Here is a 13461-nt window from a genome sequence, read left to right as displayed (position 1 = left end):
CATGTTTTGCGATGAATGCAATTGTAAATTTGTGTAAGTTACATTTGTTGACGTGCTTTAAATGCTTTTTCTATCTCACGTTTTGCTTCTTTTTTCTTTAAATCTTCCCGCTTATCGTATTTCTTTTTCCCTTTTCCAAGTCCAATTAAAACCTTCGCATAGCCATCCTTTAAATACATTTTAAGAGGAACTAATGCATATCCGGCCTCTTTCGTTTCACCGATTAATTTATTTATTTGTTTACGATGAAGCAATAATTTTCTTTCACGCAATGGATCGTGATTATAACGATTTCCTTGTTCATATGTGCTGATGTGCATATTATATATGAACACTTCGCCTTTATGAATTCGCGCATATGAATCCTTTAAGTTCACACGCCCTGCACGAATCGATTTAATTTCTGTTCCTTGAAGAACGATTCCCGCTTCAAATGTTTCTTCGATAAAAAAATCATGATTTGCCTTTTTATTTTGGGCAACAACCTTGCCTTCTCCTTTTGGCATATTTTCAACTCCCCCTAGACCTTAAGACCTAAAAGGTGCCTGACACCAGGTGCCTGACACCTAATTGATGCTACAATTCATTTACGTTTTTTTGTTCGCTTATTTTTTGGTGTGTTCGCAAAAGATTTTTTCTTTTTCTTTTTTGTTTTTGGCGGGCGTGTGGACCATTCGCCTTCATCTTTATTTTCTTGTGGGCCTTTTTGTTTCGAATCCTTTTTGTATCCCCGTACTTTTACAATTCGAGGCTTTTCTTGTGCGCCCCTTCTTGCCCGATTATTTTTCATTCCGACAATTTCAAAGTCGATATCATGTTCATCTTTATTTACGTTTATGACACGAATGGTAATTTCATCACCAATCCGAAAGACATTACCTGTTCTTTCTCCTATCATAGCAAATTGACGCTCATCATAATGATAATAATCATCTGTCATATAGCTGACATGAACAAGTCCTTCAATCGTATTAGGTAATTCCACAAACATACCAAAGTTTGTTACAGAACTGATAATTCCATCAAACTCTTCGCCCACTTTATCTTCCATGTACTCTGCTTTTTTCAACTCGTCGGTATCCCGTTCAGCATCTACTGCACGTCTCTCCATTTTCGACGCATGATCAGCAATTTCCTGTAAGGATGCATCCCATTTCGCTCTTGTTGCTTCATCCATTTTTCCTTCAATTAAATACGTACGAATTAATCGATGGACGATTAAATCCGGATAACGTCGAATAGGTGAAGTGAAATGGGTATAGAATTGTGTTGATAATCCAAAGTGACCGAGGCTTTCAGGATCATATTTTGCTTGCTGCATGGAGCGGAGCATAACGGTAGAAATGACCATTTCCTCCGGTTTTCCTTGTACTGCTTCGATAATTTCCTGAAGCGCACGCGGATGAACAGAATTAGCAGTTCCACGGACAATCAAGCCGAAGTTTGTAATAAATTCAAAGAATCGTTGCAGCTTCTCTTCTTTTGGATCTTCATGGATTCGATACATGAATGGTACATCCAGCCAGTGAAAATGTTCTGCAATCGTTTCATTTGCTGCCAGCATAAATTCCTCTATTAATCGTTCCGCAACAGATCGTTCACGCGTAACAACATCAACAGGCTTCCCTTCATCATCCACAATCACTTTTGCTTCTTTAAAGTCAAAATCAATTGCTCCTCGTTCCATCCGTTTCGTGCGCAAAATTTGCGCCAACTGTTCCATCGTTTCAAACATCGGTACAATAGGCTCGTATCGTTCCCTTAATTCCTCATCTTTATCAACTAAAATTTTATTTACATCGGAATAAGTCATTCGCTCCGTTGTCTTTATGATACTTTCGAAAATTTCATGATTAACGACTTCACCTTTATCATTAATTTCCATTTCACATGATAATGTAAAACGATTCACTTTTGGATTCAATGAACATATTCCATTTGATAAACGATGTGGAATCATCGGGATAACCCGATCAACTAAATAGACACTTGTGCCTCTTTCTAAAGCTTCCCGGTCAATTGGGGAACCTTCCGTTACATAATGTGTGACATCAGCAATATGTACCCCTAATTTATAGTGGCCATTTTCTAGTTTTGTTACTGTTACCGCATCATCTAAGTCTTTTGCATCGGCACCATCAATGGTTACAATCGTTTGATCACGTAGATCCCTGCGATTACCTATTTCATTTTCATCAATTTCTTCAGGCACACTATTCGCTTGTTGCAGTACCTCTTCAGGGAATGCCTGTGGTAGCCCATGTTTATGGATAATGGATAAGATGTCCACACCTGGATCATTTTTATGACCAAGAATTTGGACAACCTCACCCTCGGCATTTTTATGACCTTCCGGATATCCCGTTATATGTACGACGACTTTATGCCCTTCAACTGCACCTTTATTCGCATTTTTTGGAATAAAAATATCGCTGCCAAATTTTTTATCGTCTGGAATAACAAAGCCAAAATATTTACTCTCGGTATATGTTCCGACAACTTCCGTAATTCCACGTTCTAAAATCCTTACAACTGAACCTTCACGTCTTGAACCAGAACTTTCAGATGAAACCCGAACTAATACAACGTCCCCATGGATAGCATTATTTTTTTCATGTGGTGGGATAAAAATATCATCAAATCCTGGTTCATCGGGTGTTACAAATGCAAACCCTTTCGCATGTCCAATCATTTTCCCACGGACCAAATTCATTTTGGCTGGGAGTCCGTAGCGATTGCTTCTCGTTCGGACGACAAGTCCTCTCTCTTCCATTAGCACGAGAGTTTTTACAAAATCTTTAAATCCAGCAGAATCTTCAATTCCGAATACTTCTTCTAGTTCCTGCACTGTCAATGGTTTGTATGCTTCGTCTTTCATATAGGTTAAAATACGTTCAATCTGAGATTGCGTTTTTTCATCCATTTACATCCCTCCTTATTCAGACCAATTTAGATGTTCGAGAAAATCGTAAACATCTTGATGTAATTGTTCTTTTTCCTTATCTAACGTAATAACATGTCCGGATTCTTCATACCATTTTATTTCCTTCTGTTCAGATTCCACATGATTATAAATAATATTCGCACTGTCAGTATTGATCATTTCATCATGTCGAGCCTGAACAACAAAGGTCGGTGAATAGATCATATCCACATTTTCTCTTACTTCTGATATCAAATTCTGTAATCCTTTCAATGTTTCCATTGGTGTTTTTTTAAATTCTTCAATTTCTTTATTAATTTGATTTTCTTCTTTTCCTTCAAATTTTTTATACTGGCGAGCATAGTCGACAACACCATTGTACATTGTTTCTTCACTTTTAATATACATCGGTGCACACATAGGGATTATTCCCTTTACAGGTACAGTGTAACCCAATTTCAGGGAAAATACCCCACCTAGTGACAATCCGGCTACAGCTATTTCTTCGTATCCTTTATTTTTCAAATGTTCATAGCCTGCTATTACATCCTTCCACCAATCATCCGGACCTGTATGTACTAATTCTTCCGGTGGAACTCCATGCCCTTTGTAGATAGGTGCGTGGGATGTATATCCTTGTTTTTCAAGAAACCGTCCCAACATCCGAACATCAGCTGAACTACCTGTGAAACCGTGTAATAACAAGACAGCACGTTTACCCGCTTCAAATGTAAAAGGCTTTGGCGGCACTATTTTCATGATGTGAACTCCTTTACATATGTATTCTTACCTTATTTTTAACAGAGAAATGAAGAACATTCCAGAAATATGTACTAAAAACAAAAAACCCGACCAACCGTACGGTAAGTCAGGTAGCTTTTGTATTATTATATTCCAAAATATGATACGCCAAGTGCTAAAATAATAAATAATACTGAAAGAACTACAGTGATTCGATGTAAAACTAAATCCATTCCACGAGCTTTTTGCTTCCCGAATAACTGCTCAGCACCACCGGAAATCGCTCCTGACAATCCAGCACTTTTTCCTGACTGTAAAAGTACTACAATAATTAAAGCGATCGCATCAATCACCAATAAAGTCAAAAATAAAGTATGCATGAGACCCCACCTCCAAATCGAACATCTAAACGTACCTTAAATGTACCACAATTCCACCTTGTACACAAACGAAATTTTCGGTGCCTGGCACCAAATATTCAAATTTTCGTATAATTATTATAAAAAGTGAATAACGTAAAAAAAGCCGGCAGTTTAGTGCCGGCTTTTAGTTTATTATTTTTTTAGGTTGTAGAATGTGTCTTTTCCTAAGTATTGAGCAGTGTCTGCTAAACCGTCTTCAATGCGAAGTAATTGGTTGTATTTTGCGACACGGTCTGTTCTTGAAGGAGCACCTGTTTTGATTTGACCTGCATTTGTCGCTACTGCAATGTCAGCAATTGTTGTGTCTTCTGTTTCACCAGAACGGTGAGAAATGATTGCAGTATAACCAGCACGTTTTGCCATTTCGATTGCATCGAACGTTTCAGTTAATGTACCGATTTGGTTTACTTTAATAAGGATCGCATTACCTACACCTTGTTTAATACCTTCAGAAAGTTTTTTCGTGTTTGTTACGAATAAATCGTCACCAACTAATTGAACTTTATGACCGATACGTTCTGTAAGCAGCTTGTGACCTTCCCAGTCATTTTCGTCTAAACCATCTTCGATAGAGATAATTGGGTATTTAGAAGTAAGTTCTTCATACCAGTCAACCATTTCAGCGGAAGTACGAACAACACCTTCACCTGATAAATGATATTTACCGTCTTCTTTATTATAGAATTCAGAAGATGCAGCATCCATTGCAAGCATAACTTCTTCACCTGGTTTGTAACCAGCTTTTTCAATGGCTTCAATAATTGTTTGAAGTGCTTCTTCGTTAGATTTAAGGTTAGGAGCAAATCCACCTTCATCACCAACAGCTGTGTTTAAGCCTTTTGCTTTTAATACAGATTTAAGGTTATGGAAGATTTCTGCACCCATGCGTAATGCTTCTTTAAAAGTAGGTGCACCGACAGGCATGATCATGAATTCTTGAATATCAACGTTATTATCTGCATGTTCCCCACCATTAACGATATTCATCATTGGCACTGGAAGTTGTTTAGAGTTGAAACCTCCAAGATATTCGTAAAGTTCTACTCCAAGGAAATCAGCTGCAGCACGAGCTACTGCCATAGAAACACCAAGGATCGCGTTAGCACCTAGTTTCCCTTTATTTTCAGTTCCATCAAGCTCAATTAACAATTTATCAATAACAACTTGTTCAGTTACATCATAACCGATTAGTTCTTCTGCAATGATATCATTAACATTTTTCACTGCAGTTTCTACACCTTTACCTAAATAACGGCCTTTGTCGCCATCACGAAGCTCAACTGCTTCATATTCTCCTGTTGAAGCTCCACTTGGAACAAGCGCGCGTCCGAAAGCACCTGAAGCTGTATATACTTCAACTTCTACAGTAGGATTTCCGCGGGAATCTAGTACTTCTCTTGCATATACTTCAGTAATATGTGGCATGTTTATTTCTCCTATTCTTAAATTAGTTTTTTTATAAATTAATGTTTAATAATCGTCTTTCCAGTCATTTCTTTTGGTTGCTGAACATTAAGTAAATCAAGCATTGTTGGAGCTAAATCACCAAGGATTCCTCCATCACGAAGCTCAATTCCTTTTTTCGTAACAATCACAGGAACTGGATTTGTAGTATGTGCAGTCATTGGCTGCCCCTCAAGAGTAACTACTTCGTCGGCATTTCCGTGATCGGCAGTGATAATAGCTGTACCGCCTTTTTCGATAATAAGATCAACAATACGACCCAAGCATTCATCAACTGCCTCAATCGCTTTAACAGTAGGTTCTAGCATACCTGAATGGCCAACCATATCTGGATTCGCAAAATTCAATATGATTGCGTCTTGTTTATCCTCTTGAATTTCTTTCAATAAAGCATCCGTTACTTCGTAGGCACTCATTTCTGGCTTCAAATCATAGGTTGCCACTTTCGGCGAGTTAATGAGAATTCTTGTTTCTCCAGGGAATTCTGCTTCGCGGCCCCCACTCATAAAGAAAGTGACATGCGGATATTTTTCTGTTTCCGCAATACGCAACTGTTTCAATCCATTTTGCGATAAAACCTCACCAAGAGTATTATCAAGGTTTACTGGTTTAAAAGCAACATATCCGTCTACAGTTTCAGAAAAATGTGTTAAGCAAACGAAAAATAAGTTATTAGGATGTTTCGGTCCTCGATCAAATGAACGAAAATCTTTATTTGTGAATGTATTAGAAATTTGGATCGCACGGTCAGGTCTAAAATTATAGAAAATAACCGAATCATTATCCTTAATCGTTGCAACTGGTTCACCATTCTCTTTTGTAATAACAGAAGGAATGACGAATTCATCGAAAATTCCGTGTGAATATGAATCTTCTACAAGTTCCAATGGGTCAGTATAAGTCGGTCCTTCTCCAGATACCATTGCACGATAGGATTTTTCTACACGTTCCCAACGTTTATCACGGTCCATTGAATAATAACGGCCAGAAATCGTAGCAAATTCACCAACACCGTATTCATCCATTTTTTCTTGTGTTTCTTTAATATATTTTGCAGCTGTTTTCGGTCCAACATCACGACCATCTAAAAATGCATGGACATAAACATTTTTCAATCCTTCATTTGCAGCAAGTTTTAATAAGGCAAATAAATGATTAATATGGCTGTGGACACCACCGTCAGACAATAAACCAAATAGGTGAAGATTCGTACCATTTTTTTTCGCATGATCAATCGCTTGAAGGAAGGTTTCGTTTTTAACGAATTCCCCATCACGAATGGCCACGTTCACACGAGTTAAGCTTTGGTAAACAATTCGACCAGCACCAATGTTTAAATGTCCTACCTCTGAATTACCCATTTGTCCTTCCGGTAGTCCTACTGCTTCACCACTAGCTGTTAAAGTATTATGTGGGTAATTTCCCCAGTAGCGGTCAAAGTTTGGCTTTTTCGCATGTGTAACGGCATTTCCTTTTGTTTCTTGTCGAAGACCAAACCCGTCTAAAATGATGAGAGCAACAGGTGATTTACTCATGGCTTACCGCCTCCAAAAGTTGTAAAAAGCTTTGTGGCTCAAGGCTAGCTCCACCAACTAATGCACCATCAATATCCGGTTGGGACATATACTCCTTAATATTGGTTGGTTTTACACTACCACCGTACTGAATTCGAACGGCGTCTGCTGCAACTTTTGAAAATTGACTTTCAACTACAGAACGAATATGGGAGCAAACTTCATTTGCATCTTCTGCTGTAGAAGATTTTCCAGTTCCAATTGCCCAAATTGGTTCATAAGCAATAACTGTTTGTTTCACTTGATCTTCCGTTAAACCTGCTAATGCTTTTTGAACTTGAGAAGCGACTAAATCTTTTGTTTCATTGTTTTCCCTTTGTTCAAGTGTTTCGCCGACACAAACAATAGGAACTAAGTGATGGTTGAATGCAGCTAATACTTTCTTGTTTACCGCTTCATCCGTTTCGTTGAACATTTCACGTCGCTCAGAATGTCCTAAAATCACATAGTCTACATTTAAATCTTCAAGTGCTTTCGGACTAATTTCACCTGTAAAAGCACCACTTTCTTCAAAATGCATGTTTTGTGCCCCAATCGCTACGTCCGAGCTATGGGTTGATTCAACAAGTCGATCTAAAAATAATGCTGGTGCACAAATAACAGAATCAACAACATCCTTTTTAGGGACTAAACCAGCGACTTCTTCAGCAAATGCTTTCGCTTCAGACATTGTTTTATGCATTTTCCAGTTTCCAGCGATAATTGGTTTACGCATTTCTAACACCCTTTCTTCATTCATTATGGTTCATTGTGTAAAGATTGTGGGGAAAAAGTACATTTCCTCTTTGTTGTTTTTGGGACATAGACCGTTACTTTCCGCTACAGGAACCTGCTTTCCTCTATATCCCACAGGAGTCAGGTTCCTTTCGCTCCAATCCACTCTGCGTTTTCATATTGTTAAACACAACACAACTAACTTTACGAAAACATCCTTCATTATTGATTATTTATCATTTAAGGCAGCAACGCCTGGTAAAGTTTTACCTTCCATAAACTCTAGGGAAGCACCGCCACCTGTTGAGATATGGCTCATTTTGTCTGCAAGATTAAATTTTTCAACTGCAGCTGCTGAATCTCCGCCACCAATTACAGAATACGTATTTGATGCGTCAGCTAGCGCATTTGCCACACCTTTTGTTCCGTTTGCAAATGATTCGAGTTCAAATACACCCATAGGTCCATTCCAAATGACAAGCTTAGATTGTCCGATGACATCACGATAAATTTCAACTGTTTTCGGACCGATATCTAGTGCTTCCCAATCGGATGGAATTTCATCGATTGCTACAACTTTTTTGTTGGCAGAATCAGAAAAATCATCAGCAACTACTACATCGACAGGCATATAGAACTTCACATTTTTTTGTTCCGCTTTTTCCATAAAGGATTTTGCTAAATCAATTTTATCTTCTTCTAATAATGATTTTCCTACTTCGTGGCCTTTTGCTTTCACAAATGTATAAGCAAGACCGCCACCGATAATGAGATTATCGACTTTATCAAGCAAGTTGTCGATAACACCAATTTTATCTTTTACCTTCGCTCCTCCGATAATAGCAGTGAAAGGACGTTCAGGATTTGAAAGTGCCTTACCAAGAACTTCAAGCTCCTTTTCCATCAGGAAGCCGGCAACAGCTGGTAGGTATTGAGCAATCCCCTCTGTTGACGCATGGGCACGGTGAGCAGCACCAAATGCATCATTCACATATACATCAGCTAAATCAGCAAAGCTTTTCGCTAATTCCGGATCATTTTTTTCCTCGCCAGGGTAGAAACGAACATTTTCTAAAAGGAGGACATCACCATTTTCTAATTTATCAATTTCTGCTTGTGCAATTTCACCATAAGCTTCGTTTGATTTACGGATATCTTTTTTTAATAGTTCACTTAGTCGTTTCGCAACAGGAGTTAATCGTAATTCTTCAACTACTTGACCTTTTGGTCGACCTAAATGGCTGGCTAGAATGACCTTTGCTCCTTGGTCAATTAAATATTGAATAGTTGGTAATGCAGCGCGGATACGCGTATCATCTGTCACATTTCCATTTTGTAACGGTACATTAAAATCAACTCGGCAAAATACTTTTTTCCCATTTAAATCGATATCTTTAATGGTTTTCTTATTCATTTGTAAGGTACCCTCCTTTGTGTGTACAAAAACTATGTAAAAAGGGAGGGGGAATGTTCCCCGCTCCCCTTTGTCCATTTTCTTTAAGACTGTTTCAACCTTGTACGATGATTTCGACTTTTAGTTGCTCGCTTCAATCAAAACTACAATGTATATTAACATAGTCTCTATTAAGAAGATGGTTCAAGAAAAATATACCATTTGTTTACGTTATTTAAAAGATTACAATCCTTTTTTTGCAATGTATGCAGCTAAGTCAACTACACGGTTAGAGTATCCAGTTTCATTGTCATACCAAGAAAGTACTTTTACCATGTTGTTTTCTAGAACCATTGTTGATAGTGCATCAATAGTTGAAGAAACTTTAGCGCCGTTGTAATCACGAGATACAAGTGGAAGATCACTGTATGCTAGAATACCTTTTAAATTACCTTCAGCTGCTTCTTTTAATGCTGCATTAACTTCTTCAACCGTTACATCTTTATCTAGTTCAGCAACTAAGTCAACGATAGAAACGTTAGAAGTTGGAACACGCATAGCCATACCGTTTAATTTTCCTTTTAATTCAGGTAATACTAACGCAACAGCTTTCGCAGCACCAGTAGTTGTTGGAATCATGTTTTCTGCAGCCGCACGAGCACGACGGTAGTCTTTATGTGGTAAATCAAGAATTTGTTGATCATTTGTGTAAGAGTGAACAGTTGTCATCATACCACGTTTGATACCAAATTTTTCGTTTAATACTTTAGCAAATGGTGCTAAGCAGTTTGTTGTACAAGATGCATTAGAAATTACATTATGATTAGCAGCATCATATTTATCTTCGTTAACACCCATAACGATTGTAATATCTTCATCTGTTGCAGGAGCAGAGATGATTACTTTTTTTGCACCAGCTTCTAAATGTTTAGCAGCATCTTTACGGTTTGTAAAGCGACCAGTAGATTCAACTACGATATCTACACCAAGATCTCCCCAACCAAGTTGTGCTGGTTCACGTTCAGCTAGAACTTTTACTTTATGACCACCAACAACTAGGTAATCACCGTCTACTGTTACATCTTGCTCAAGAGTTCCGTGAACAGTATCATATTTCAAAAGATGTGCAAGCATGTTTGCATCTGTTAAATCATTTACAGCAACTACTTCTACTTCAGGATTATTTAAAGCAGCGCGGAATACATTACGTCCAATACGTCCAAAACCATTAATACCAACTTTTACAGTCATTTATATTTCCTCCTTGTGATCACTTAATTTATTTAATTTCAAAAGTAAATTCTTTTGAAAAGGAATAACTTAACTACTAGCTTAATATTTTTTTTGCTGCACCCTCATCAGTGATTAACACAGTTGAATTAGTAGCACTTTTCATGCAAGCCTTTATTGCTTTTGCTTTCGAAGACCCACCTGCAACAGCAAGAACATGTTCGATATGGGAAAAATCATCAAGCTGTAATCCAACAGTAGGAACTTTATGTACTACCTCTCCAGCCTCATTAAAATAATAACCAAAGGCCTCTCCCACTGCGTGTCCATCCTTAATAATTTCCATATCTTCTTCCTTCGTATTACGGCGCTTCGCCATTACGTTAGCATCCCCAATACCATGTAAAAGCATGTTGGCTTTTTTAATTAAACTTAAAACCTCTTTAATAATAGGTTCTTTAACAAAGGATTCATATACCTCTTTACTTACCTGATCAGGTACATACAGCACACGATGTTTGCAGCCGGTATTTTCAGCCATTTTTGCACAAATAGAATTTGCTTCGTTTTTGACATCTTCACCAATTCCACCTCTAGCCGGAACAAATAGTGTATTGGTATTCCCGATAAAGTCAAATGTCAACATATCAGCTACAGCTGCCATGGTCGATCCACCAGCTACTGCGATGATATTTTCTCCAACTAAGCGCTTTTTCATTCTTTTTGCACAAGCTCTTCCAAGTTCTTGTTTAACCCACGGCGTTTCATCGCTATCTCCGGGAACGATTACTACTTCTTGAAGATTTAATTCCTTTTTTAATCTCTCTTCCATTTCATTAATACCCGTGACATCTCTCATTATTCCTTCCAAACCTTGTAAAACTGATAGGCCTTGCTGAGAAACTGTCATACCACTCGTTTTAATTGTGATTAGCTTTTGGTCATTTAAAAATTCAACTTCACTACGCAATATGCGTTCTGAAAGACCAAGAACTTGTGCCAAAGTTCTTCTGCCAACAGGCTCCATAAATCGAATGGAACGAAGAATTTGGTAACGCTTCTGCATAGTTAAAAGCATGTCAGGTAATAATTTTTTTTGAAGCTCAATTAAAGAATACATAGAAATAATCCCTTCAGTTATCTAGGTCGCTTTACGTCCCGCGTAGACATATTATGTCCCATCAGCAATAAAAAAAATTACCCTTGCTACATTTTCTATTTTAGCAGGGTAAATTTAGAAATTCAACTATGATGGATTAACTTTTTTTTGGAATCGTTTACTTAATGTATAATAATCAATTTGACCATATTGAACGATTTCTTGATTCATCTCGATGACCGGTATCATCAGACCATATTTTTCAGTAAGTTCATCACTGTCGTCAATATTTTTCTCCATGATTTCAAAATTATAATCATTCTGCAGGACGTTTAATATTTCCTTCGCCTCTGTACAAAGATGACATTTCTCTCTCGTATAAAAAATTACTTTCATTTACAAACGCTCCTTACTTTATCCATACCGTTTCCGCTTTGCTGAAGAAGGAATCTTTAATTGTTCGCGATATTTTGCAATGGTTCGCCTTGAAACAACGATTCCCAGTTTCTTTAATTCATCAACAATTAACTGATCAGAAAGTGGTTTTAATTTATTTTCTTTATCAATGAAATTTGCGATCATTGTTTTTACTTGAAAGGCGGATGCTTGCTCTTCTTCTTCACCCGATGTTTTCATTAAACCTGCAGAAAAAAAGTACCTTAATTCATATGTCCCAAACGGCGTTTGAATATATTTTTCTCGAACTGCACGACTTACAGTAGATTCATGTATACCAATTTCATGGGATACTTCTTTCATCGTTAACGGTTTTAAATACGCCGGTCCTTTTAAAAAGAAATCAAACTGCTTCTCAATTATCGTCATTCCTACATTTAAAAGGGTTTCATTTCTCTGTTGAAGACTTTTCATGATCCACTGATAATCTTTCGTTTTCTCTTTCAAAAAGTGTTTAACTTGTTGATCCTTATATGCAGACATCGTCGCATAATAATCCTTTTGGAATTGCACATTTGGCAAATGTTTTTGAAAAAGATTAACCTCAATATTTTCATTTTCTATCGTCACAATTAAATCCGGTACAATGTATTGAGGCTGTTCTTTATGATAAGCTGATCCGGGCCGTGGTTCAAGTTTTTTAATATAATCTGCAGCAAGTTGAATTTCATTCATTTCGACGTTAAGACCATTTGAGATTACTTTCCACTTTTTCTCCGCAAAGTCATTAAAATAGTTTAATAGAATATCCTTTACAATTTGTGGACACTCTTTTTTTCGATTGATTTGGAGCAATAAACACTCCCTAAGATCACGCGCACCTACTCCTGCCGGTTCTAAATTATGAATTAATCTAAGGCTTTGATCAGCCATTTCGGTTGGGAGACCGCAAATCTGCGCAGCCTCATCAAGCCTGATCGTCAAATACCCATTTGAATCAAGATTATATATAAGCTGAGTGAGCATTCTTTTCTCATCTTTTGACAGCGTTTTCAAAGAAATTTGAATGAATAGATAATCTTGTAGGCTCATTGATGTTTGGGCTATTTGATCTATCCATTGTTTATCATCCCGCTCCTTAATTTTGGATCTGCTTTTTTTCGATCCATCATTACGCATATCTATATATTTAATATTTGTATTTTCTAATTGTATAAGAGGATTTTCAGTTGCTTTTGCTTCCAAAAAAGAGGTTAATTCTTGTGCAGAATATTGGAGAAGTTCGATTGCCTGCTTTAATTCTTGGGTCATTGACAGTTTTAATGTTTGTTGTTGGTATAATCCAAATTTTAGATCCAATTAAATCTCCCCCCTTCACCTTTCATCAATTTCATTTTACCTTACATTCAAGTATCCGTACATATATATCTCTTTATATCTTTTTGTTTTCATTTTATTTATTGCATTTTCATGCGTTATACGATATAATTTTTTATCGTACGGTT

Annotated in this window: 12 protein-coding genes; all 12 read right to left on the bottom strand. The window is 37.2% G+C overall.

The window, feature by feature from the left end:
* Positions 1 to 38: 38 nt before the first annotated feature.
* Positions 39 to 506 carry an SsrA-binding protein SmpB gene (smpB, locus tag I5776_RS05410; RefSeq protein WP_202779324.1) on the bottom strand — a complete coding sequence of 156 codons (468 nt, stop codon included), beginning with the start codon at positions 504 to 506 and terminating at the stop codon, positions 39 to 41.
* Between the two features lie 77 nt (positions 507 to 583).
* On the bottom strand, positions 584 to 2923 hold the full coding sequence (gene rnr / locus I5776_RS05405) for a ribonuclease R (RefSeq protein WP_202779323.1): 2340 nt from the start codon (positions 2921 to 2923) through the stop codon (positions 584 to 586).
* 12 nt (positions 2924 to 2935) lie between these two features.
* Positions 2936 to 3682 carry an alpha/beta hydrolase gene (locus I5776_RS05400; RefSeq protein WP_202779322.1) on the bottom strand — a complete coding sequence of 249 codons (747 nt, stop codon included), beginning with the start codon at positions 3680 to 3682 and terminating at the stop codon, positions 2936 to 2938.
* Between the two features lie 128 nt (positions 3683 to 3810).
* Positions 3811 to 4044: a preprotein translocase subunit SecG gene (gene secG / locus I5776_RS05395; protein WP_202779321.1), complete on the bottom strand. Its 234-nt coding sequence runs from the start codon at positions 4042 to 4044 to the stop codon at positions 3811 to 3813.
* Positions 4045 to 4218: 174 nt separating this feature from the next.
* Entirely contained in the window at positions 4219 to 5511 is a 1293-nt protein-coding gene (eno, locus tag I5776_RS05390) for a phosphopyruvate hydratase (protein WP_107920636.1), read from the bottom strand.
* A 38-nt stretch (positions 5512 to 5549) separates the two neighbouring features.
* On the bottom strand, positions 5550 to 7085 hold the full coding sequence (gpmI, locus tag I5776_RS05385; protein WP_202779320.1) for a 2,3-bisphosphoglycerate-independent phosphoglycerate mutase: 1536 nt from the start codon (positions 7083 to 7085) through the stop codon (positions 5550 to 5552).
* The gene (gene tpiA / locus I5776_RS05380) at positions 7078 to 7839 is read right to left on the bottom strand and encodes a triose-phosphate isomerase (RefSeq protein ID WP_202779319.1); all 762 of its coding nucleotides are present in this window, start codon (positions 7837 to 7839) and stop codon (positions 7078 to 7080) included. Before tpiA ends, gpmI begins: the two co-directional genes overlap by 8 nt.
* A 228-nt stretch (positions 7840 to 8067) precedes the next feature.
* On the bottom strand, positions 8068 to 9252 hold the full coding sequence (locus I5776_RS05375; protein WP_202779318.1) for a phosphoglycerate kinase: 1185 nt from the start codon (positions 9250 to 9252) through the stop codon (positions 8068 to 8070).
* Positions 9253 to 9474: 222 nt separating this feature from the next.
* A complete protein-coding gene (gene gap / locus I5776_RS05370; protein ID WP_202779317.1) occupies positions 9475 to 10482 on the bottom strand; it encodes a type I glyceraldehyde-3-phosphate dehydrogenase in 1008 nt (335 codons plus the stop codon).
* A 76-nt stretch (positions 10483 to 10558) separates the two neighbouring features.
* A complete protein-coding gene (locus tag I5776_RS05365) occupies positions 10559 to 11581 on the bottom strand; it encodes a sugar-binding transcriptional regulator (RefSeq protein WP_202779316.1) in 1023 nt (340 codons plus the stop codon).
* A gap of 126 nt (positions 11582 to 11707) precedes the next feature.
* Entirely contained in the window at positions 11708 to 11956 is a 249-nt protein-coding gene (locus I5776_RS05360) for a glutaredoxin family protein (protein WP_202779315.1), read from the bottom strand.
* Between the two features lie 18 nt (positions 11957 to 11974).
* On the bottom strand, positions 11975 to 13315 hold the full coding sequence (rpoN, locus tag I5776_RS05355) for an RNA polymerase factor sigma-54 (RefSeq protein ID WP_202779314.1): 1341 nt from the start codon (positions 13313 to 13315) through the stop codon (positions 11975 to 11977).
* Between the last annotated feature and the right edge of the window lie 146 nt (positions 13316 to 13461).

This window comes from Heyndrickxia vini (genome assembly GCF_016772275.1).
Classification (GTDB): Bacteria; Bacillota; Bacilli; order Bacillales; family Bacillaceae_C; genus Heyndrickxia; species Heyndrickxia vini.
The sequence above is the reverse complement of the archived record's forward strand: the minus strand, read 5'-3'. Positions and strand labels throughout refer to the sequence as shown.